Annotated in this window: 20 protein-coding genes; 8 read left to right on the top strand and 12 right to left on the bottom strand. The window is 45.5% G+C overall.

What is annotated here, in order from left to right; all coding sequences use genetic code 11:
- Window positions 1–11: 11 nt before the first annotated feature.
- Both diaA and dolP read left to right on the top strand, forming a co-directional pair.
- The gene (gene diaA, locus ABLA76_RS00350) at window positions 12–602 is read left to right on the top strand and encodes a DnaA initiator-associating protein DiaA (RefSeq protein ID WP_047768800.1); all 591 of its coding nucleotides are present in this window, start codon (window positions 12–14) and stop codon (window positions 600–602) included.
- A gap of 10 nt (window positions 603–612) precedes the next feature.
- On the top strand, window positions 613–1,188 hold the full coding sequence (gene dolP / locus ABLA76_RS00345) for a division/outer membrane stress-associated lipid-binding lipoprotein (RefSeq protein ID WP_348986422.1): 576 nt from the start codon (window positions 613–615) through the stop codon (window positions 1,186–1,188).
- Window positions 1,189–1,209: 21 nt separating this feature from the next.
- On the opposite strand, the gene mtgA is transcribed toward dolP, so the two are convergent.
- The 3 genes from mtgA to arcB all read right to left on the bottom strand — a co-directional run bounded on the left by mtgA (window position 1,210) and on the right by arcB (window position 5,196).
- Complete coding sequence (gene mtgA, locus ABLA76_RS00340; protein WP_348986421.1) at window positions 1,210–1,959, bottom strand: monofunctional biosynthetic peptidoglycan transglycosylase; 750 nt, start codon at window positions 1,957–1,959, stop codon at window positions 1,210–1,212.
- A 4-nt stretch (window positions 1,960–1,963) separates the two neighbouring features.
- The gene (gene elbB / locus ABLA76_RS00335; protein ID WP_348986420.1) at window positions 1,964–2,617 is read right to left on the bottom strand and encodes an isoprenoid biosynthesis glyoxalase ElbB; all 654 of its coding nucleotides are present in this window, start codon (window positions 2,615–2,617) and stop codon (window positions 1,964–1,966) included.
- Between the two features lie 236 nt (window positions 2,618–2,853).
- Window positions 2,854–5,196 (bottom strand): aerobic respiration two-component sensor histidine kinase ArcB, encoded by a 2,343-nt coding sequence (gene arcB / locus ABLA76_RS00330; protein ID WP_348986419.1) that lies wholly within the window; start codon window positions 5,194–5,196, stop codon window positions 2,854–2,856.
- A gap of 671 nt (window positions 5,197–5,867) precedes the next feature.
- Between arcB and gltB the strand changes: the two genes are divergently transcribed.
- The 3 genes from gltB (at window position 5,868) to ABLA76_RS00315 (ending at window position 12,575) form a co-directional block, all read left to right on the top strand.
- Complete coding sequence (gene gltB, locus ABLA76_RS00325) at window positions 5,868–10,325, top strand: glutamate synthase large subunit (protein WP_348986418.1); 4,458 nt, start codon at window positions 5,868–5,870, stop codon at window positions 10,323–10,325.
- Window positions 10,326–10,335: 10 nt separating this feature from the next.
- Window positions 10,336–11,754 (top strand): FAD-dependent oxidoreductase, encoded by a 1,419-nt coding sequence (locus ABLA76_RS00320; protein ID WP_348986417.1) that lies wholly within the window; start codon window positions 10,336–10,338, stop codon window positions 11,752–11,754.
- 314 nt (window positions 11,755–12,068) lie between these two features.
- Complete coding sequence (locus ABLA76_RS00315) at window positions 12,069–12,575, top strand: hypothetical protein (protein ID WP_348986416.1); 507 nt, start codon at window positions 12,069–12,071, stop codon at window positions 12,573–12,575.
- A gap of 123 nt (window positions 12,576–12,698) precedes the next feature.
- On the opposite strand, the gene sspB is transcribed toward ABLA76_RS00315, so the two are convergent.
- The 5 genes from sspB to zapE all read right to left on the bottom strand — a co-directional run bounded on the left by sspB (window position 12,699) and on the right by zapE (window position 16,470).
- Entirely contained in the window at window positions 12,699–13,196 is a 498-nt protein-coding gene (gene sspB / locus ABLA76_RS00310) for a ClpXP protease specificity-enhancing factor (protein WP_348986415.1), read from the bottom strand.
- A 3-nt stretch (window positions 13,197–13,199) separates the two neighbouring features.
- On the bottom strand, window positions 13,200–13,841 hold the full coding sequence (gene sspA / locus ABLA76_RS00305) for a stringent starvation protein SspA (protein WP_047768787.1): 642 nt from the start codon (window positions 13,839–13,841) through the stop codon (window positions 13,200–13,202).
- 426 nt (window positions 13,842–14,267) lie between these two features.
- The gene (gene rpsI, locus ABLA76_RS00300) at window positions 14,268–14,660 is read right to left on the bottom strand and encodes a 30S ribosomal protein S9 (protein WP_045959780.1); all 393 of its coding nucleotides are present in this window, start codon (window positions 14,658–14,660) and stop codon (window positions 14,268–14,270) included.
- 15 nt (window positions 14,661–14,675) lie between these two features.
- Window positions 14,676–15,104 carry a 50S ribosomal protein L13 gene (rplM, locus tag ABLA76_RS00295; protein ID WP_047768784.1) on the bottom strand — a complete coding sequence of 143 codons (429 nt, stop codon included), beginning with the start codon at window positions 15,102–15,104 and terminating at the stop codon, window positions 14,676–14,678.
- A 238-nt stretch (window positions 15,105–15,342) separates the two neighbouring features.
- Window positions 15,343–16,470: a cell division protein ZapE gene (zapE, locus tag ABLA76_RS00290; protein ID WP_348986414.1), complete on the bottom strand. Its 1,128-nt coding sequence runs from the start codon at window positions 16,468–16,470 to the stop codon at window positions 15,343–15,345.
- A 355-nt stretch (window positions 16,471–16,825) separates the two neighbouring features.
- Between zapE and zapG the strand changes: the two genes are divergently transcribed.
- The 3 genes from zapG (at window position 16,826) to degS (ending at window position 20,054) form a co-directional block, all read left to right on the top strand.
- Entirely contained in the window at window positions 16,826–17,224 is a 399-nt protein-coding gene (zapG, locus tag ABLA76_RS00285; RefSeq protein WP_047768780.1) for a Z-ring associated protein ZapG, read from the top strand.
- A gap of 299 nt (window positions 17,225–17,523) precedes the next feature.
- Window positions 17,524–18,903 (top strand): Do family serine endopeptidase, encoded by a 1,380-nt coding sequence (locus tag ABLA76_RS00280; RefSeq protein ID WP_348986413.1) that lies wholly within the window; start codon window positions 17,524–17,526, stop codon window positions 18,901–18,903.
- Between the two features lie 89 nt (window positions 18,904–18,992).
- A complete protein-coding gene (gene degS, locus ABLA76_RS00275) occupies window positions 18,993–20,054 on the top strand; it encodes an outer membrane-stress sensor serine endopeptidase DegS (protein ID WP_348986453.1) in 1,062 nt (353 codons plus the stop codon).
- Window positions 20,055–20,115: 61 nt separating this feature from the next.
- Here degS and murA read toward each other — a convergent pair whose 3' ends face one another.
- The 4 genes from murA to mlaC all read right to left on the bottom strand — a co-directional run bounded on the left by murA (window position 20,116) and on the right by mlaC (window position 22,811).
- Window positions 20,116–21,378, bottom strand: coding sequence for a UDP-N-acetylglucosamine 1-carboxyvinyltransferase (gene murA / locus ABLA76_RS00270; protein WP_348986412.1), 1,263 nt, complete (start codon window positions 21,376–21,378; stop codon window positions 20,116–20,118).
- A 57-nt stretch (window positions 21,379–21,435) separates the two neighbouring features.
- Window positions 21,436–21,690: a BolA family iron metabolism protein IbaG gene (gene ibaG / locus ABLA76_RS00265; RefSeq protein ID WP_047768772.1), complete on the bottom strand. Its 255-nt coding sequence runs from the start codon at window positions 21,688–21,690 to the stop codon at window positions 21,436–21,438.
- A 136-nt stretch (window positions 21,691–21,826) separates the two neighbouring features.
- On the bottom strand, window positions 21,827–22,180 hold the full coding sequence (gene mlaB, locus ABLA76_RS00260) for a lipid asymmetry maintenance protein MlaB (RefSeq protein ID WP_348986411.1): 354 nt from the start codon (window positions 22,178–22,180) through the stop codon (window positions 21,827–21,829).
- Between the two features lies 1 nt (window position 22,181).
- Window positions 22,182–22,811, bottom strand: a complete 630-nt coding sequence (mlaC, locus tag ABLA76_RS00255) for a phospholipid-binding protein MlaC (protein ID WP_047768768.1) — start codon at window positions 22,809–22,811, stop codon at window positions 22,182–22,184.
- Window positions 22,812–22,831: the final 20 nt, after the last annotated feature.

Raw genomic sequence — 22,831 nt, 5'->3', positions numbered from 1 at the left:
TAGGTCATAACGTGCTGGATAGAATTAAAGTCTGCTTTACTGAAAGTATTCAAACTCAGATCGCGGCAGCAGAAGCATTACCTGACGCAATATCGCGCGCCGCGATGATGATGGTTCAATCACTACTGAACGGCAACAAAATTCTTTGCTGTGGTAATGGTGGCTCTGCTGCAACGGCGCAGCGTTTTACCGCCAGCATGATCAATCGATTTGAAACAGATAGGCCAAGTCTGCCAGCTCTGTCACTGAATACTGACAATGTGGTGATCACTGCGATTGCCAACAGTAAACAGCCTGATGAAATCTATGCCAAACAAGTCAGGGCACTGGGACAACCAGGGGATGTCCTCTTGGCTATTTCTACACATGGAAACAGCCGGGATATTATCAAAGCGGTGGAAGCCGCTGTGACCCGTGATATGACAATCGTCGCGCTGACAGGTTACGATGGCGGTGAATTAGCGGGTTTACTAGGCCCTCAGGATGTTGAGATACGTATTCCTTCACATCACAGCGTCAGGATCCAGGAAGTTCATATGTTGACAATCAACTGCCTGTGCGACTTAATCGACAACACGTTATTCCCTCATCAGGATGAATAGGAGCCAGCTAATGCGGTTATTTTCTCTATTATTGGTCTGTTTCAGTGCAATGCTATTACAAGGGTGTATTGGTGCCGCCGTCGTAGGCTCCGCTGCGATTGCCACAAAAGCAGGTTCAGATCCGCGAACTATTGGGCAGCAAGTTGACGATACCACGCTGGAAGCCCGTGTCAGCAATGCCATCAGCAAGGATCCACAAATTAAGGCACAAGCCCGTGTGTCAGTGACTGTATATCAAGGCAAGATCCTTTTAACCGGACAAAGCCCCAATATGACTCTGGCTGAACGGGCAAAACAGATTGCGGCAAAGGTTGAAGGTACTGATGTGGTATATAACGAGATCCGTCAAGCCAGTCCCGTGACATTGGCGACGGCCTCCGCTGATGCCTGGTTGACGACCAAAGTGCGTTCCCAAATTTTAACCAGTGATGCGGTGAGATCATCCAGCATCAAAGTGGTGACAGAGGATGGTGAAGTCTTTTTGTTTGGCATTGTCACGCAACAAGAGGGGGCTGCGGCTGCAAAAATCGCCAGCGAAACTAGCGGCGTAAAACGGGTAACAACAGCATTTACCTACCTCAACTGAAAACCATCAAGGCGGCATTAATCAATGCCGCCCAGCCCCACATGTATTCAACGCCCATCCTAACTTATTTTGCTCTAAGTAATTCACGCCTCCCATTAACTGCATTTGTCGCAAGATCCATTGCTGGCGTTGTAATACATACCTGGAAGGCGTATGCACTTTATAACGATGAGGGTTTGGCAATACAGCAGCAAGCAATGCGGATTCGGCAGCTGTCAATCGGCAGGCCGGCTTGCCAAAGTAATGTTGGGCCGCTTCCTCAACGCCGAAAATACCGTTGCCGAACTCAGCAATATTGAGATAGACCGTTAAAATACGTTGCTTTGACCAGAGTAATTCAAGTACAGCAGTCATTCCCGCTTCTAATCCTTTTCTTACCCAACTGCGTCCTTCCCATAGAAATAAATTTTTGGTGGCTTGCTGGGAAATTGTCGATGCTCCCCGAATTCGTTTCTCATATTTTTTGTTATACGCCATAGCAGTTTCGATAGCCTCAAAATCAAATCCCCAATGTTTTGGGAATTTTTGATCTTCCGCTGCAATAACGGCTAACGCCATATAAGGTGAAATGTGATCCTGATCCCTCCATGAGGAACGAGAAACATAAGACAAATTAATTGATATTAAGGCGGCGACTTGTCTTTCTATCATCACCATAGAAAACGGCACTGGCAAAAATGAAAAGGCAATTACAGCAACGAACCACAAAACCGTGATCGACACGACAATTCTTTTCAGCCAGCGCCACAGTATTGAAAAAGGATTTCTCATCCGATTACTCAATCATTTCCAATATTTTTCTCACCAACTTATCAATTCCTTTTTCTGCCTGCGCCAAAGATTCTGCGAGCATATAAGCGGGCGTTGTTACAATTTTGTTTTCAAAATCAATGACAATATCATCAACCGGACACTCAACATGTACCCCACCCATCCTCGCTATTTGAGCCGCAGTTTCTGGATCATTGCCGATGGTGACTTTTATCGGTTTACCTAATATTTTAGATACCATAACCGGCGCAATGCATATAAACCCCATTGGCTTGCCTTGCCGGTGCATATTTTGCACTATACTTAATAATTCTTTATTTATTTCGCAATCCGATCCTTTAAATGCGAAATCACATAAATTCTTGGCTGCGCCAAACCCACCAGGAATAATAAGCGCATCCAACTCATCAATATTAACTTTGGATAAAGGTTGTATATTTCCCCGTGTTATACGGGCCGACTCTTCCATTATGTAGCGTCTTTCTTGTTTCTCTTCCCCGTTAAGGTGGTTAATAACATGATGTTGTATCTCATCAGGCGAAAAAAAAGACACTTCGGCGCCAAGACGGCTTAAAGAGAGCATAGTGAGAACTGATTCGTGAATTTCACTTCCATCGTACACTCCACACCCACTTAATATAATGGCAACAGATTTCATATTTCTCTCCCTTTGTAGTAGATTAATGCTTAACCCCTTAGAGGGTTAAACACCAATCTTCATCACAGATTTTAATGAATCTTGTAACAAAAAATCTTATCTTTGCTATGTTGGTACTTGTGTTCTGTGTAAAAGAATCCTTTAATGACTCGCATCGAAAACAAACCTCAGATAAGCGGGTAAACAGATTTCCCTGGTGTTGGCGCAGTATTAGCGCACCCCAACTTCGGTTGGGGTTATTTTTTTGTAACGCCTGATAACCAATTTCTTAATATTTCTATATCTTGCTTCCATTCCAACTTTAACTCATCCACCCATTCCTGAACATTATCCCACCACGCCGGTAAATCCGGTGACTGAATCTGTTGAGCCAATTGCTGCAAATGGCGTAACCCGACTGAACCCGCCGCACCTTTGATTTTATGCGCCTCTTCCGTAATGCCTTTTTGATCTCTGGCGGTCATATTGGAGTCCAGCAAAGCAAGATAATTTGGCATCATGGTTTCAAAAATAACCAGATTGTCTGTGATCATTTGTGGCCCAACCAATTCGATATATTGATTAAGCATCTCCGTATCCAGCCGTCCTTCATCCTGAGTCACAAGCTCAACATCCACTAAGGCAGTGTCAGATTCAGAACCCTTGCCCCAATATTTTTCTATCACGGCAGTCAACTCCTTGACAGATAACGGCTTATTGAGCACATCATCCATGCCCGCATCAAGGTATTCTTTTTTATCCTTTAATACATTAGCCGTCAGCGCGATCAAAGGGGGCAAGAATTGGGAGGAATAACGCTGGTGCAATTGACGGGCAATATCCAGCCCCGTCATATCCGGCAATTGGATATCCAGTAACACTAAGTCATATTCATCAGGATCAAACATGGCCAGTGCATCATAGCCATTCATAGCAACATCCACACTGTTCCCCAATTTCTCCAGAACAGAACGGGCGACAATGACGTTCAATTCAATATCTTCTACCAGTAAGATATTAAGCGCTGGCAATGGGATAGTATCCTGTTCAGCCTTCCCTTCCGGGTGTTCACCAATGGCTGGCGCAACGACAGACAAGGTAAAGCAAGAACCTTTGCCTAACGTACTTTTCACCACAATGTCCCCTCCCATGCTTAGGGCAAGACGCTTCGAAACAGCAAGGCCAATCCCCGTTCCGGTTGCAGGACGCCCACCAGCGCTGTCTTTAACCTGATAATACATGGCAAAAATTTTTTCCAATTCGTCAGGAGGAATACCAATGCCGGAATCCGTCACTTCAAAGAATAGGCGTTCCTCTTCTGCTTCACGCCAGATACGAACCTTAATTTCGCCTTCAGGCGTAAATTTCACGGCATTACTAATCAGGTTCCACAAAATCTGGCGCAAACGGGTTCCATCAGTCAGCACTTTTGCGGGGAGTGGCAGTTCAGGCTCCAGAACAAATTTAATGCCCTTCGGCTGCGCCAATAAAGCGGAAATATTTTCTAAATCTGTTATGAAGCCGGTGAAATCAACGGGTTGGTTATCAAGTTGGACTTTTCGACGCTCAATTTTATCTAACTCGATAATATCATTGAAAATATTACCCAATGTAATAGCGCTGACATGGATTGTTTCCAGGTACTTACATTGTTCTGGGGTTAAGTCGGTATCCATCAGAATTCGGCTCAAGCCCACAATGCCATTTAAAGGCGTACGAAGCTCATGGCTAATCGTAGAGATAAACGTCGTCTTATCCCTGCTGGCGTTCTCCAATGCATCCTGATAGCGTTTACGCTCCGTTATATCGCGCCCAAACCCCATTAACCCATGTCGCTTGCCAACGCGATCATAAAAAGGGACTTTTCTGAGTTCAAAACAGGCTTTACGTCCATCGGGGTAAACTAACCACTGCTCATAGGTCAGGGATACATTGTGGCGAAATACTTTTTCATCCGTTTCCATCACCTTGCTGGCAATTTCTTTATCGTAAACATCTGTCGGCGTCAGGCCGATGAGCTGTTTTTCGCTTTTGCCCGTCAGCAATTCCATCGCCCTGTTACAACCGGAAAATTCATTATCTTCATTGCGGTAATAAACCAGGTCCGGGGAAGCATCCAGAAATGAACGCAATAGCACCGATTGCTGCTCAAGCTCAATCTGGGTTTTTTCACGCTGCTCCATTTCCAATTTGAGTTTATCCAACAAAACCAAATGGGCTTTTTCCACCTTCTCCCTGTCACTAATCTCCTGGTTCAATTGGTCGATGTTTTCTTTGAGTTGCAGGTTTAATTTCGCATCACGCTGGCGCATTTCTTCAAGTTTTGCGACCAGACTCGATAACCGCTGGCGGGATTCTTCAAGCTGTTCTACGACGATGGAGAGAAAATAAACCGCCCAAGGGGTAATTAACAAACCAAAAAAAATGGAGCGAATTAAATCAATACCCTGCACTTCTCCATGCAGTACAAATGTCACCGCCATCTGCATCGCCATCGCAAGAATAACTAAAGCTGATGCAAGTAATATAGAAAAACGCACCAGCCCCAGCTTCATCATCAAATCTACATAATATTGGGCAAGCCCCCGAATCAGCTTCATAACAACTCCCAGTAAAATCTTTTCCAGTAAAGTGACTAGATTGAATCATAACGTAAAAAGTCCCAACGTCGTTACGGGATATGACTTTCAACCTCTCACAAAGAATAAAAATGAAAGCAATAAGAATAATTATGCAATAAAATTTCATCGCCCTTTTTTAGATGAAAAAACAACCAATCACTTCTTCTTGCAAATTAAAAAATACACAATATAAATCCAATTTAAGCAAAAAAATAAGAATAAAACATCAATATGGATCTATTTTAAAGCATATCCAAAATAGATAGTGTGGTGATTTTAGTGATATAACTCACATCATTTAAGCGGAATGATCTTAGTCACAAAATACAAAAAATCGCCATTTACTCATAAAAATCAAAAAAATAAATGAAAATCATCAATAAAAAACGCTATTTAACACGATTTGACCAACTCTGCTTTTACCGTTAAGTTGGGAATTCGCTGAAAATCACCTGTCAGATGATCCTCTGACTCATATTTATGCAGTGATAGGTAGAGAACATAACATCATTTTGATTCACCGCTTGTTAATGCCAATAAAACAAGTGGTGTTTTATTGAGGGCGCAAATTAGACGCCTGTAGAAAAAATATATATCGATCCCCTCTCGTGAGTGATGTGAGAGTCGGACAGAACTTGGGGAGCTTTACAATGTTATATGACAGATTGCAGGAAAAAGATAACTGTGGCTTTGGATTAATCGCACATATTGAAGGTGAACCAAGCCACAAGGTGGTGCGCACAGCCATACACGCACTGGCCCGGATGCAACACAGGGGGGCAATTCTGGCGGATGGAAAAACAGGTGATGGCTGTGGTTTGTTAATGCAAAAACCAGACCGTTTCTTCCAAATGATCGCCCGCGAGCAATCATGGCGGCTCGCTAAAAATTATGCTGTCGGCATGTTGTTTCTAAGCCAGGATGCCGAAATCGCTCAATTATGCCGTGATATTATCGAACAGGAATTACAACACGAAACCCTGTCCATTGTGGGTTGGCGGGAAGTTCCTATCAATCACGATATCTTAGGTGATATTGCCTTATCAAGCCTTCCTCGTATTGAGCAAGTTTTTATCAACGCCCCCGCCGGATGGCGAGCGCAAGATCTGGAACGCCGCCTGTTCGTTTCTCGACGTCGCATAGAAAAACGTATTACCGATAACGACTTTTATATTTGCAGCCTGTCCAATCTGGTCACGATTTATAAAGGATTGTGCATGGCTGCGGATTTACCACGTTTCTACCTCGATTTGGCTGACCTGCGCATGGAATCTGCCATCTGTTTATTCCATCAGCGCTTTTCAACCAATACCATTCCCCGCTGGCCGCTGGCACAACCCTTTCGCTATCTGGCTCACAATGGGGAAATCAATACCATTACGGGAAACCGTGAATGGGCTAAAGCGCGGGCCTATAAGTTCCGCACGCCGTTGATCCCGGATTTACATACTGCGGCACCTTTTGTTAATGAAACAGGTTCCGATTCCAGTTCACTGGATAACATGCTGGAACTGTTTCTCAATGGCGGTATGGATTTAATCCGCGCAATGCGTTTGCTCGTTCCACCGGCGTGGCAGAATAATCCTGATATGGATGATGATCTGCGTGCATTTTTCGATTTTAATTCCATGCACATGGAACCCTGGGATGGACCGGCCGGCATCGTTATTTCCGATGGGCGTTATGCCGCCTGTAATTTAGATCGCAATGGCTTACGCCCTGCCCGCTATGTGATTACCAAAGATAAGCTGATTACCTGTGCTTCTGAAATCGGTATTTGGGATTACCAACCCGATGAAGTCGTCGAGAAAGGCCGTGTTGGGCCAGGTGAGTTAATGGTTATCGATACCTATGAAGGGCGTATTCTCCACTCAGCGGAAACTGACAATGATCTGAAAAGCCGCCACCCTTATAAAGAATGGCTGGAGAAAAACGTCAAGCGTTTGATACCGTTTGAAGAGTTGCCACAAGCACAGGTCGGACAGCGAGAATTAGATGATCACCTGTTGGTGACTTATCATAAACAGTTTGCCTACAGTAATGAGGAATTGGATCAAGTTATCCGTACCCTCGGTGAAAATGCGCAAGAAGCGACCGGTTCAATGGGCGATGACACACCATTTGCTGTGCTTTCCAGCCGCCCGCGCATTATCTACGACTATTTTCGCCAGCAATTCGCCCAAGTGACCAATCCTCCCATCGATCCATTACGTGAAGCTCATGTGATGTCTCTGGCTACCCGCATTGGGCGAGAAATGAATGTCTTTTGTGAAGCAGAAGGGCAGGCTCATCGGTTGTGCTTTCAATCGCCCGTCCTGCTCTATTCTGATTTCGTGCAACTGACAACACGGCAGGAATCCTATTATCGCGCTGATACGTTGGATTTGACCTTCAATCCACAGGAAATCACGCTGAAACGTGCTGTCTTCGCTTTATGTGAAAGGGCTGAGGAACTCGCCCGCAATGGGGCAGTATTGTTGATACTATCCGATCGCAATATTGCACCAGAAAAGATCCCCATTCCTGCGCCAATGGCGGTCGGTGCTATCCAGCACTGCCTGGTTGAGAAAAACCTGCGCTGCGATACCAACTTGATTGTAGAAACCGCCAGTGCACGTGATCCGCACCATTTTGCGGTATTGATGGGTTTTGGCGCTACCGCTGTTTACCCTTATTTGGCCTATGAATCACTGGGGAAAATGGTGGATGATGGCACCATCAGTGCGCCATATGCCCGCATAATGCTTAATTATCGCAATGGCATTAATAAAGGGCTGTATAAAATTATGTCCAAAATGGGCATCTCCACCATTTCCTCTTATCGCTGCTCTAAGTTGTTCGAAGCCGTTGGTTTGCACCGGGATGTGACAGACTTCTGCTTCAATGGTGTTGTCAGTCGTATTGGGGGCGCAGATTTCAGCGATTTTGAACAAGATCTGCGTAATCTTGCCAAACGGGCATGGCTGCATCGCCACGCCATCGATCAAGGGGGACTGCTGAAATATGTCCATAATGGGGAGTATCACGCTTATAACCCCGATGTTGTCAGCACATTGCAGGCCGCCGTTCACAGTGGCAATTACCGTGATTACCTGAAATATTCCGAACGGGTCAACGGGCGCCCTATCACCACCTTGCGGGATCTGCTTGCCCTTGCGCCTAAAGGTGAACCCATCGATATTGCAGATGTTGAACCCGCAGAAGCACTGTTCAAACGGTTTGATACCGCCGCTATGTCAATTGGCGCACTCAGCCCTGAAGCCCATGAGGCGCTGGCAGAGGCAATGAATACGTTAGGGGGGTTTTCCAACTCTGGCGAAGGTGGCGAAGATCCCGCACGTTATCGTACCAAGAAAGTTTCCCGCATTAAGCAAGTTGCTTCCGGCAGATTTGGCGTTACACCCGCCTACTTAGCCAGTGCCGATGTGATCCAGATAAAAATCGCCCAAGGTGCAAAACCAGGGGAAGGCGGTCAATTACCGGGAGATAAGGTAACGCCTTATATTGCCAAATTGCGCTACTCCGTTCCCGGCGTTACCCTGATTTCTCCGCCGCCACATCATGATATTTATTCAATCGAAGATCTGGCTCAATTGATTTTCGATCTTAAGCAGGTGAATCCGCAGGCGCTGATCTCCGTCAAACTGGTTTCAGAGCCTGGCGTGGGAACCATTGCCACCGGTGTCGCCAAAGCTTATGCCGACCTAATCACCATCGCCGGTTATGATGGCGGAACAGGTGCCAGCCCGCTCTCTTCTGTCAAATATGCGGGTTGCCCGTGGGAATTAGGGTTGGTGGAAACCCAACAGGCGCTGGTTGCCAATGGGCTACGCCATAAAATCCGCCTCCAGGTTGACGGTGGCCTGAAAACAGGGATGGATATCATCAAAGCGGCTATTTTAGGCGCTGAAAGTTTCGGTTTCGGCACTGGCCCAATGGTTGCTCTCGGCTGTAAATATTTGCGCATCTGCCACTTAAATAACTGTGCCACAGGTGTCGCTACACAAGATGAAAAATTACGCCAATCTCATTATCACGGCTTGCCAGAAAGAGTCATTCACTATTTCCATTTTATTGCGCAGGAAACACGTGAACTGATGGCGCAATTAGGGGTAAAAAGACTGACCGATTTGATTGGACGCACAGACTTGCTGGAAATACTTGAGGGAATTTCTGCCAAGCAAAGCAAGCTCAATCTCGGACCATTGCTGGAAACGGTGGAACCTCATACCGGCAAAGCGCTGCATTGCACGGAAGGGAATCCGCCTTTTGACCCTGGTACGCTAAATAAATTGATCGTCGCCAAAGCTATGCCTTATGTAGAAAACGCGCAAAGCAAGGCGTTCTATTTTGATATCCAAAATACCGATCGCTCTGTTGGTGCCTCTCTCTCCGGTGAGATTGCGGCTCGGTATGGCGATCAAGGGTGCGCTGCCGACCCGGTCAAACTGCATTTCAATGGAACAGCCGGGCAAAGTTTTGGCGTCTGGAATGCTGCCGGTGTCGAACTGACTTTAATTGGCGATGCCAATGATTATGTCGGTAAGGGTATGGCTGGCGGCTGTATTACCATCCTTCCTCCTGCCGGCTCAGCATTTAAAAGTCACGAAGCCACGATTATCGGTAATACCTGCCTTTATGGGGCAACAGGCGGGAAACTCTTTGCTGCCGGACGTGCCGGTGAACGCTTCGCAGTACGTAATTCAGGTGCCATCACCGTTATTGAGGGGATCGGCGACAATGGCTGTGAATATATGACTGGCGGGATCGTCTGTGTTCTGGGCAGCACTGGCGTAAATTTTGGTGCAGGTATGACAGGGGGATTTGCTTACGTCCTTGATGAATTTGATGACTTCCGCAAACGCGTCAATCCAGAACTGGTAGACGTTCTCTCAATGGATACCCTTGCCATTCATAAAGAGCATCTCCGGGGATTAATCACCGAACATGTCCGTCTGACAAACTCTCAACACGGTGAAAGCCTATTGGAAAATTGGTCTCAGTGGGTCAATAAGTTTGCTTTGGTTAAACCTAAATCCAGTGATGTCAGTGCGTTGTTGGGGCACCGTAGCCGTTCTTCCGCCGAATTGCGGGTTCAGGCACAGTAAGGAGCTAATCATGAGTCAGAATGTTTATCAATTTATCGACTTACAACGTGTCGATCCTCCTAAGAAATCGTTGAAAATCAGAAAAATAGAATTTGTTGAGATTTATGAACCCTTTTCTGAAATTCAGTCACAGGCACAAGCAGATCGCTGTCTCTCTTGTGGTAACCCATACTGTGAGTGGAAATGTCCCGTACATAACTACATTCCAAACTGGCTGAAACTCGCCAATGAAGGACGCATCATCGAAGCAGCGGAATTATCACACCAGACCAACAGCTTGCCGGAAGTCTGTGGGCGAGTTTGTCCGCAAGATCGTCTGTGTGAAGGTGCTTGTACCCTCAATGATGATTTCGGGGCCGTCACTATCGGTAACATTGAACGTTATATTAATGACACGGCTATTGCGATGGGCTGGAAACCGGATATGTCGCATGTCATCCCAACCGGTAAACGTGTCGCCGTGGTTGGGGCAGGACCGGCAGGATTAGCCTGTGCAGATGTCCTGACTCGTCATGGCGTACAAGTGGTGGTCTACGATCGCCATCCTGAAATTGGGGGCTTGCTCACATTTGGCATTCCCGCCTTTAAACTAGAAAAAGAGGTGATCATTCGCCGCCGTGAAATATTTTCTGGGATGGGGATCGAATTCCGTTTAAACATAGAGATAGGCCAAGATGTCACTCTGGCTGAACTCACCAAAGAATTTGATGGCGTATTTCTTGGGGTGGGGACTTATCAATCCATCCACGGTGGACTGGAGAACGAAAACGCTGACGGGGTATATGACGCCTTACCTTTTTTAATCGCCAACACCCGTCATTTGATGGGTTATCCGTCTCTGCCTGAGCAGCCTTATGTTGATATGAAGGGTAAACGGGTTCTGGTATTGGGCGGCGGTGATACAGCAATGGACTGCGTCCGTACTTCGATTCGCCAGGGTGCAGCCCGTGTTATCTGCGCCTATCGGCGAAATGAGGAAAATATGCCCGGTTCCCGTCGTGAAGTAAAAAATGCGAAAGAAGAAGGTGTAGAGTTTCGTTTTAACCTGCAACCCATTAGCATTGAGATTAATGGTGCAGGACGGGTTTGTGGGGTCAAGGTGGTGAAAACACAGCTGAGTGCCATAGATGAAAAAGGCCGTCGTCAGGCTGAGATTATTCAAGGTTCCGAATTTTTGATAGAAGCCGATGCAGTGATCATGGCATTTGGTTTCAAGCCTCACACTATGAACTGGCTGGATGAACATCAAGTCAGGATCGATCAAAAAGGTCGTATTATCGCGCCTGAATCCAGTGATCTGCCTTTTCAGACCAGTAATCCTAAAATATTCGCAGGCGGGGATGCTGTACGTGGTTCTGACTTGGTAGTAACCGCCATTGATGAAGGCAGAAAAGCTGCTTTCGGTATCCTCGACTATCTTAAAGTCTAATATTCCATTCTTTTTTCTAATAACTTCTCCGATTTTTTAATCGGAGAAGTTCCCCTGGTATAAAAATACTGTCATTTTTTTATTTTCTTTTACTACCAGATTACTTGTATTTTTGAGATTTATGCGACTATTCTTATATTCTAAAGTCAAATATATCGATTTAATCTCCTGCTCATTATAGCAATACAGCCATAGTGCAATGCCGTAATACAGCAATAAGGTTTATTTTTTTCGAAGAGAAAATGGCTTAACAAAACTGATTAAATAGATATGAAATAAAAAATCATTAAAGTGATAATAATAGGTAGAAATATATGCGCTTACTTTCCCAGATACTCTTCTTCTCTTTTATATCCTCAGCAAGCTTGCCCTCAGTTGCCAGATTCTCTACTCCTGCCGAAATTATGCAACAAGTACAAGAAAGAGGAGTAAATTCTGTTGTGGCAGAGATAAACGCAGAATATAAACAAGACAAAATTATCCAGAATATTGCGACTGGTGATAAGCAATGGCTGCAAGTTGCCTTTAAGCTATATCCTAATATCCATCCAGAATTTTCCCAGCAAATTATTAATGCTTTATCAGTTGCTTTAATTGAAAATCCCGTAGAGATATTATCACTGACGAAAGTACAAAGCACCCCCTCATTCACGGATATCTGCAACATGCCGCCAACGATCAGAGGATTGAGCCAACAGAAATCATTTGCCAAGAAAATGATAGATAGCCTCAGAGCTACGGAGAAATCTAACAGGGGAGAAAACCAATATAATATCGAAATCTGTCTATGGCAATTTGAGAAATCGCTTAGTTATATGTAGCACTAATTTGCTAAAAATAAAGGAGATCAATGTCTCCTTTATTTCTCATGAATCCCTTTCACCTTCCAAACTGTGGCCTTGCTGACTACAACTTGAAATCTATTGGGTATGAGCTTTGAACAATTATTTTACGACGCGTAAGGTTGGGCGGCCTTTTGGCGGTTGAGGAGGTTCATCATCTGGCGAATCATCGTCGTGAGCAGCTTTCCTATCATGCTTACTATTATGGATATGCACCAAATTATCCGCTACTGGCATGTCCGTTTCTTCTGACTCAGCATTGTCCACATTATAGACGAATTCTGGCTCAAACATCATTCCCGCGCCATTTTCACGGGCATAAACCGCAATCACAGCCGCCATTGGAACAGTCACTTGACGACCAACACCACCAAATCGGGCATTAAATCTCACTTCATCGTTCGTCAATTGCAAATTGCCAACCGCTCTCGGTGAGATATTCAAGATAATTTGCCCATTTTGTGCATATTCCATCGGGACGTTAACGCCATAAAAGTTAACATCCACAACAATATGTGGGGTCATGTCATTATCCAACAGCCATTCATAATGCGCCCGCAGTAGATAGGGGCGGCGTGGAGACATTTGAGTCATCTCCATATATTAACTCCGTGATTGTAAACGCATTTCACGTTCAACTTCCGTCAACGAAGCCAAAAATGCGTCACGTTCAAATACACGCTGCATATAGACTTGAAGATCTTTGGCGCCAGGTCCTGACAACTCAACACCCAAGACAGGCAAACGCCACAACAGTGGAGATAAATAACAATCCACCAAGCTGAACTCTTCACTCATGAAGAACGGCATTTCTCTGAAAATTGGCCCAATCGCCAGTAATTCTTCAGCAAGCTGTTTACGTGCAGCATTCGCTTCCTGAACACTCCCTTCCTGAATTTTGTACATCAGGGAATACCAGTCTTTTTCAATTCTATGCATCATCATACGACTGGAGCCTCGTGCGACAGGATACACAGGCATGAGTGGTGGATGCGGAAAACGTTCATCCAGATATTCCATAATGATGCGAGAATCATACAGGGCCAGCTCACGATCAACGAGAGTAGGAACAGATTGGTAAGGATTCAAATCAATCAAATCCTGGGGCAAATTACCTGCTTCAACGTGTTCAATCTCTACGCTGACCCCTTTTTCCGCCAATACAATTCTCACTTGATGGCTAAAAATGTCGGTCGGGCCGGAAAACAGAGTCATTACCGAACGTTTGTTGGCAGCGACAGCCATGAAAACCTCCAAGTTTATCTAAAAAAAGGAACGAACAGCCCTTCAATGAACAGCGGCTATTCTCGCTCATATTCTCATCCTGTTTCGCGCTTATTATCCGAGGTTATCCCCCTTTATCTTCCAGTGACTGCTTTATTGGCTGTAACAAGAAAATATCTTGGGGTATTTTTACCTCTGCCAAATCGGGCAAACTCATGGATAAGGCAAAAAATTGTTACTAGTCTACCAGATTTTGCCCATTTTGTGGGGAAGTACATTGAGAATTAATGATGAAATATTAGAGTCTGGGAATTTATTTCTCAAAAATGCTCTTTTTTTGCCAAAAATAGCGAATTATCGGAGAGTGAAAAACCGGAAGGAATAAAAAACCCGCCATAAAATGACGGGCTTTTAACTTTAACCCACTGCCACAGTTGTGGCAATAAATTAACGTTTGGAGAACTGTGGACGACGACGTGCTTTGCGCAGACCCACTTTTTTACGTTCAACTTCACGGGCATCGCGGGTAACGAAGCCAGCTTTGCGAAGTTCAGAACGCAGAGTCTCGTCATAAGCCATCAGTGCACGGGTGATACCGTGACGGATTGCGCCTGCCTGACCAGAAATACCACCACCTTTAACAGTGATGTACAGATCCAGTTTGTTCAGCATATCAACCAGCTCAAGTGGCTGACGAACAACCATACGTGCAGTTTCACGACCGAAATAAACTTCGAGGCTGCGTTGGTTGATTACGATGTTACCGCTACCTGGCTTAATGAAGACACGAGCGGAAGAGCTTTTGCGGCGACCAGTGCCGTAGTATTGATTTTCAGCCATTGCCTATAATCCCGATTAAATGTCCAGAACTTGTGGTTGCTGTGCCGCGTGGTTGTGCTCGCTGCCCGCGTAAACTTTCAGTTTACGGTACATTGCACGACCCAGTGGCCCTTTTGGCAGCATGCCTTTAACCGCGATTTCAATGACACGCTCAGGACGGCGGGCAATCATCTCTTCAAAGGTCGCTTGCTTGATACCACCGATGTGACCAGTGTGGTGATAATAAATTTTGTCAGAACGTTTGTTGCCAGTTACAGCAACTTTTTCTGCGTTAACAATAATGATGTAATCACCAGTATCAACGTGCGGAGTGTATTCCGCTTTGTGCTTGCCGCGCAGGCGACTAGCCACTTCAGTTGCAAGACGGCCCAAAGTTTTGCCATCTGCGTCAACAACATACCAGTCGCGTTGTACGGTTTCTGGTTTAGCTGTAAAAGTTTTCATTAAAGCTTACCCAATTATAAGTTACACGTTGGTGAACACTCGATGTTCAGAAACTGTTTTTTGAGGTTCACACGACTCATGTCCAGCAAACCTACCCCTTCGAATAGCCTATGCCGGCACTAATGCAAGTTTTTTGGGAAATAAAAAATCCTGCTGTAACGTGGGGTCGCAAGATTATAGAGAACTCATCATAAAAAATCGACCCCAAATTCAATAATTATCCCAAAGAGCAAAGGAATCAGGGTAAATGTGGAAGTTTCAGGTATTCCTCACTTTGCATTTCCTGCAACCGGGAGAGGCAACGTTGATATTCAAAGGTCAACAACTCACCTTGATAAATCTGTTCCATTGGCGCGTCAGCATTAATGATAAGTTTCACCTGGCGCTCATAGAATTCATCCACCAGTGCGATAAAGCGCCGCGCCGCATTTTCATTCAATGTTGTCATAATCGGCATATCGTGTAACAAAACAGAATGATAAAGCTTCGACAAAGCAATATAGTCCAGTTGACTGCGCGGATCTTCACACAATGTTCTGAAATGGATTGCCAATATCCCATCAACACTACTGATGACGGGCATATTGCGATGATTGATCACCAATATTGGATTCGGCTCCCCTTCTTGCCCGGCCAAACGCAGAAACATATGACGCATCTCCTGTCGATTCTCCTCTGACAATGGCGTCAGATAGAGATGAGCCGGTGTCAGTGTGCGTAGGCGATAGTCGATACCGGCATCGACATTCATCACATCACAATATTTTTTGATCTGCGCAATGGCTGGCAGAAATCGGGCGCGCTGCAATCCATTTCGGTATAACGCATCTGGCGGGATATTGGATGTCGCCACCAAAGCAATTCCCCGTGCAAATAGGGCCTCCAGCAATGTGCCGAGGAGCATGGCATCCGTAATATCAGAGACAAAAAACTCATCAAAACAGAGTATATCCGTCTGTGCCTTGAAACCATCAGCAATGATCTCTAAAGGATCTTCATGGCCTTGTAACGCGGTTAACTCTTCGTGTACCCGTAACATGAAACGGTGAAAATGGAGACGCAGTTTCCGCTCAGTAGGTAAACTCTGGTAAAACATATCCATCAGCCATGTTTTGCCACGCCCGACACCGCCCCACATATAAAGCCCCTGCACAGGGCGGAATTGCGCAGAAGTTTGCCGACTAAACAATTTGCTCAATACGCCTTTCAGTCCACTGGCTTGCGAAGTATGGCGCGGTTGAGCATTGATAAGATCGCGATGAATAAGATCAAGGCGTTCAACCGTCTTGCGCTGTACTTCGTCAGGTTGATACTGCCCCTCAGACAATGCTGATTGATAGAGAGATGAAGGTGTAATCGGTGACATGAAAAAGACAATCCTTAAAGTTTTTTATTCTCAGTACATATCGTAATTTACCAATAAGAACGATGCCAATTCTCACTGATGTGAATTGAGAGATCTGCTTTTGGATAAGAACTTTTACCTGCATACTTTGGTAAATCTGTATAAAATATATCTATCAGATTACAGATAAATAAATAAATTAATTAATAATCAATATTCCACTCTGACTAAATTAACGGTTATAGTGATCATCATGAACCAAGAACCTATCCCAATAGTTGTCTACCCTTGCAAACAGAATGACCTAATGGGATAACGCTCGAAGAACATTGCAGAAACAATATTGCAGAATAACGATGTGACTAAAGGAGTTGCCATGACTTGGGAATATGCCCTGATCGGATTAATCATCGGTTTTATCGTCGGCGCGCTGGCTGTCCGCTTTGGCAGCTCAAAGCTACGCCAACAAAATGCCCTACAGGCTGAATTGGAGAAAAATCGGTCTGAATTGGAAGAATACCGCAAAGAGCTGGTCAGCCATTTCGCCCGTAGCGCTGAATTACTTGACAATATGGCACGCGATTACCGTCAGTTGTATCAGCACATGGCTAAAAGTTCCAATGAACTGATGCCCAATATGCCAGTACAGGATAATCCTTTCAATTATCGTCTAAGCGAATCCGAAACTGAGAAAAATAAAGTGACTGCTAACACGCCTCCCCGGGATTATTCTGAGGGTGCATCTGGTCTACTCCGCCCGAACCAAGATAAATAATTAATGCACTTTGCCGTGGTAATAATCGCTACCACGGCCCCTTGAGTCCCCTCCATCCAATGGAAAAATTTTTAGTTTTTATTTTTTATTCACGTAAATGCCTGTAAAGAAGCGTATTGAAACGACTTTATTAGTGAACTTTGCTGAATAATTGAGAGTCATAACAGCATTGAAACAATGATGCTTAAGGCCTATCTAACCCCTGGGAATAAGTGATTTCCAAGGTAGCAAAGCCTTGACAGGATAGGTCTCTTAAGCACAATTTCCTTTTCTAGCTTAGGTATTAAGAGAACGTATTCATGAAAATAAAAAATACATTGTTCAGCGCACTCGCTATTAGTATCGGACTGTCTTTGGCTTCAATTCCAATGGTAAGTAATGCAGCCCTACCTGCTGCAATGGCCCCTCAAGAATCACCCAGTCTCGCTCCCATGCTGGAAAAAGTGCTGCCTTCTGTTGTCACTGTTCATGTTTCAGGTACAGAAGTACAAAGCCAACAGCTCCAATTACCTGAAGATTTCCAGTTCTTCTTCGGGCCGGCTTTTCCTCCGCAAGAACCCAGGAAACGTCCATTCACGGGGTTAGGCTCTGGGGTCATTATTGATGCCAATAAAGGTTATGTATTGACCAATAGTCATGTCATTAATAATGCAAATAAAATACGCATTCAATTAAATGATGGCCGTGAATACTCAGCAAAACTCCTTGGGCGTGATCCACAAACTGACATTGCTCTTTTACAATTGAAAGATGCCAAAAACCTGACTGCCATTAAGTTTGCTGACTCTGATCAACTGCGCGTCGGAGATTATGCGATTGCCATCGGTAACCCATTTGGCCTGGGGCAAACCGTCACATCTGGGATCATTTCTGCTCTTGGTCGCAGCGGCCTGAATCTGGAAGGGTTGGAAAACTTTATCCAGACCGATGCCCCAATTAATCGCGGTAATTCTGGTGGTGCATTGATTAACCTGAAAGGCGAACTGATCGGTATTAACACCGCCATCCTTGCCCCAAGCGGGGGTAACGTCGGTATCGGTTTTGCCATCCCAAGTAATATGGCTAGGGTTCTTTCCGCTCAACTCATTGCCCATGGAGAAATCAAACGCGGTATACTCGGGATCAAAGGAACCGAGATGACGGCAGACATCGCCAAGGCACTCAATGTTGAAGCACAACAGGGGACATTTGTCAGCGAAGTTATGCCTAAATCGGCCGCAGCTAAAGCGGGTATCAAACCAGGGGATGTCCTAATCTCCTTTGATGGCAAGAAAATTAATAGCTTTGCTGAACTGCGTGCGAAGGTGGGTACAACCGCTCCAGGTAAAGAAGTCACAATTGGTCTGCTGCGTAAAGGGAAGCCACTTGAAGTCACCGTTATACTGGATAACAGTGATGAAGAGCCAACGAAAGCAGAAAACTTGAGTATTGCCCTGCAAGGCGCAACCCTGAGTAATGCCACCCTGAAAAATACCCAAGGCATCAAAGTGGATTCGATTACCCCGAACTCCCCTGCTGCTATATCAGGTTTGCAGAAGGATGACTTGATTGTTGGTGCCAACAATGTACGTGTCCGAAATATCAGCGAATTACGCAAGATCACTGAGGAAAAGCCGACTATTATCGCACTGAACGTCTTACGTGGTGACGATAATGTTTATCTCTTACTGCGTAATTAACCTATACCCACGACAGACGCAGTATGATGCTGTGTCTGTCCACTTCTATGCTATTCTTCTTTCAATCAATTACTATTCTGAATAATGTCATGCTGATCAAGTTAGTACGCTCTATACTCATAGGCTTATTGATTGCCGCTATTTTGCTGGTCGCGATACCGTCCCTGCGTCCCAGCGGCTTAAAAAATTTCCTGAGCGATAACAACAGCAACGATAAAATATCCAGTTTCAGCAAAGCAGTCCGCCGGGCTGCTCCTGCGGTAGTCAATATTTACAGCAGCAGCATGGGGAGTTTTTCCCATGAAAGCCGGGAACTGCTTCCCTTGGGTTCCGGTGTCATTATGAGTGAACAAGGCTATATTCTCACTAATCGGCATGTTATCAATAAGGCAGCGTCCATTATTGTCGCCTTGCAAGACGGGCGCTTTTATGAAGCATTGTTAGTCGGTTCAGATGGCCCTACGGATCTGGCAGTTTTAAAAATCAATGCCACAAACCTGCCTGTGATCCCCATTAATCCTAAGCGAATAGCTCACGTAGGGGATATCGTATTGGCTATCGGCAATCCGTACAATTTGGGACAAACCATCACACAAGGCATTATCAGTGCAACCGGGCGCGTCGGCCTTAGCCCAACACGGCGCCAGAATTTCCTGCAAACAGACGCGTCAATTAACCAAGGCAACTCCGGTGGCGCTTTGGTCAATACGCTAGGCGAATTAGTCGGCATCAATACATTGACGTTCGATAAGTCTGAGTTTGGTTCAACACCGGAAGGACTGGGATTTGCCATTCCAACAAAACTGGCTACTACCATTATGCAGAAATTGATCCGTGATGGCCGAGTTATCAGGGGATATATAGGCATCACCGCCAGAGAGTTACCCTATATTCGCTCATCAGGCAGTCATATCAATCAAATTCAGGGATTGCGCGTTTTCCAGATTGCACCCAACGGCCCGGCTGAAAAAGCGGGGATCAAAGTGGGGGACATCATTACCCGCGTTAATCACCAGCCAGCCATCTCACCGGTGGAAACGATGGATAAAGTTGCGGAAATTCGTCCGGGCAGTGTTGTTCCTGTCACTGTGCTACGCGATGGCGCTTATCTCACCCTTAACGTCACAATCGATGAGTTTGATGGCTACTAATCTTTCCTCGCCCATTATTTTCTCACCCACAATGTGGGCGAGAAAAAATATCTAATTCCGTTTAACCAGCCGCCTTTATACGCTCAATATTTGCCCCAAGACCACGCAGCTTATCTTCAATATGTTCGTAACCACGGTCAATATGATAAATACGGTCTACGACTGTCGTTCCTTCGGCAATGCAACCCGCTAATACTAAGCTCGCAGAAGCACGCAAATCAGTCGCCATTACCTGTGCACCAGATAATTTTTCAACACCATGACACAGCACGGTATTGCTCTCAATTTCAGCCCGTGCGCCCATGCGAATCAACTCAGGGATATGCATGAAGCGATTTTCAAAAATGGTTTCAGTGATCATGCCTGCGCCATCTGCAACCAGATTCAATAGGCTAAATTGCGCCTGCATATCAGTTGGGAAACCTGGATGTGGTGCCGTGCGGAATGTCACTGCTTTCGGCCGCTGACCATGCATATCAAGGCTAACCCAATCCTCTCCCACTTTGATATCCGCCCCGGCTTCACGCAGCTTGGCTAAAACCGCATCCAAAGTATCAGGTTTCGCATGACGACACATCACCTTACCGCGCGAAACCGCCGCAGCAACCAGGAAGGTGCCGGTTTCGATACGATCAGGCAGTATGTGATGAACACCGCCCCCCAAACGCTCAACCCCCTCAATCACAATGCGATCGGTGCCTGCACCTTTGATTTTTGCTCCCAGCGTATTGAGAAAATTGGCCGTATCTTCAATTTCAGGTTCACGTGCAGCGTTTTCAATAGTGGTTGTGCCTTCCGCCAATGTTGCGGCAGTCATGATCGTAACCGTTGCCCCCACACTGACTTTATCCATCACAATGCTGGCACCTTTCAAACGGCCATCTACAGTGGCTTTGACATACCCCTCATTCAGCACGATTTTCGCACCAAGTTGCTCCAGACCAGAAATATGGAGATCAACAGGACGCGCCCCAATAGCGCAGCCGCCTGGCAAAGAAACCTGCCCCTGACCGAAACGCGCCACCAACGGTCCCAACGCCCAGATGGATGCTCGCATGGTTTTAACCAGTTCATAAGGGGCACAATATTCATTGACTCCACTGGCATCAATAAAAACAGAACCATTACGTTCCACTTTTGTCCCCAGACGATTAAGCAATTTGATCGTGGTATCAATATCTCTCAATGCAGGAACGTTCTGTAATTCAACCGGCTCTTCTGCCAGTAACGCTGCGAACATAATTGGTAAGGCGGCATTTTTTGCCCCGGAAATAGTCACCTCTCCCGACAGGCAGGCAGGCCCTTTCACACGAAATTTATCCATCTGTCATGATTCTCTTATTTAATTCAAAGTGTGCTGTTCGCGGTGAGGCAAACAACTTCAAAGTCCCTGAAGCTTACGGTCACGCTGCCACTGTGCTGGTGTATAGGCTTTGATTGACAACGCGTGAATGCGGTTATCCGCGATGTATTCCATCAAAGGAGCATAAACAGCCTGCTGTTGTTTAACTCGGCTCAGGCCATCAAAAAATGCGCCAACGGCAATAACCTGAAAGTGGCTGCCGTCACCGCTGACGATAACGTCATCAAGTGCCAATTTTTCCATCAGCACTCTTTTGATTTCATTTGTATCCATAAATCTGCTCACACTCGTCTTTAGCGTTAAAATAATAGTAGATGCCTATCCTAATGGAATACAGGCAACTCTTAAACCAAGAAAAACGCCCCTGTAAGTTGATGGCTTACAAGGGCGCTGATGATCAAAAAAAGAATTACGCCTTGGGCTGATCCTCGTCAAGAAGCGCTTGCAAACCATATAACGCTATCAACGTGCCAAGGCGTTCCCCTATACCTGAAAAGGTCAGTGTCCCGCCACGTTTCTGGCATTCTCCTTTTAATTGAACGAACAGAGCCAACCCCGTAGAATCCACACGGCTTAATTGGGAGACATCAATATTGTCAATGCCCTCCAGAGCTTGCTCTTTTTGTTGCCAAAGAGGCAGCAAGCTATCACGATCCAACGTGCCTTGCAGAAACAAAGTACTCCCCGCTTTTTCCCAGCTAACGGTTCTCTGATTGACGTTTTTGTTACTCATCATACCGTTATCAAAAGTCGCTTTTTCCATATCACTTTTTCTTTTCTAACGTGATCGGTGCTTTCGCGCTGATGGCTAATTGTTCAGTCAGGCCATCAATACCTTTCTGACGCAGGATATCCGCCCATTCATTCTGCTTGGTTGTGATCATGCTCACACCTTCTGCGATCATGTCGTAAGCCTGCCAATAACCTGTCTTACTGTTTTTACGCCATTGAAAATCTAAACGAACTGGCGGCTGTCCATTAGGATCGGTAATCGTGACACGAATGGCCACTATCGTCTTATCACCCAACGGCTGTTCTGGTGCAATCTGATAATCTTGTCCGTGATACATCGCCAGGGCCTGACCATATGCCTGCTCCAGATAGGATTCAAACGTCTTGAAATAAGCATCACGCTGCTCCGGTGTGGCTTGTTTGTAGTAAGGTCCCAGAACCAGTGCGCCTGCATATTTTATCTGTACATAAGGCAGCAATTCTTGACGCACAATCTGGCGCAAAACGTCTGGATTAGCCTGAATTTTCGGTTGCTCGCTCTTCAAATGGCTAAACGTTTTTTCCGCCGCATCTTTCATCAATGCGTAGGGGTTGGTTTGATCTGTAGCGCTGGCCAATGGTGCAACCACCAGCAATGCAATCATAAGTAATCGCTTAAACATAAGTGTTATTTCTCCTAAGC

It is taken from the genome of Xenorhabdus sp. SGI240, assembly GCF_040081915.1.
GTDB lineage: Bacteria > Pseudomonadota > Gammaproteobacteria > Enterobacterales > Enterobacteriaceae > Xenorhabdus > Xenorhabdus bakwenae.
Note: the sequence above shows the minus strand (reverse complement) of the source record. Positions and strands in the feature narration are given on the sequence as shown.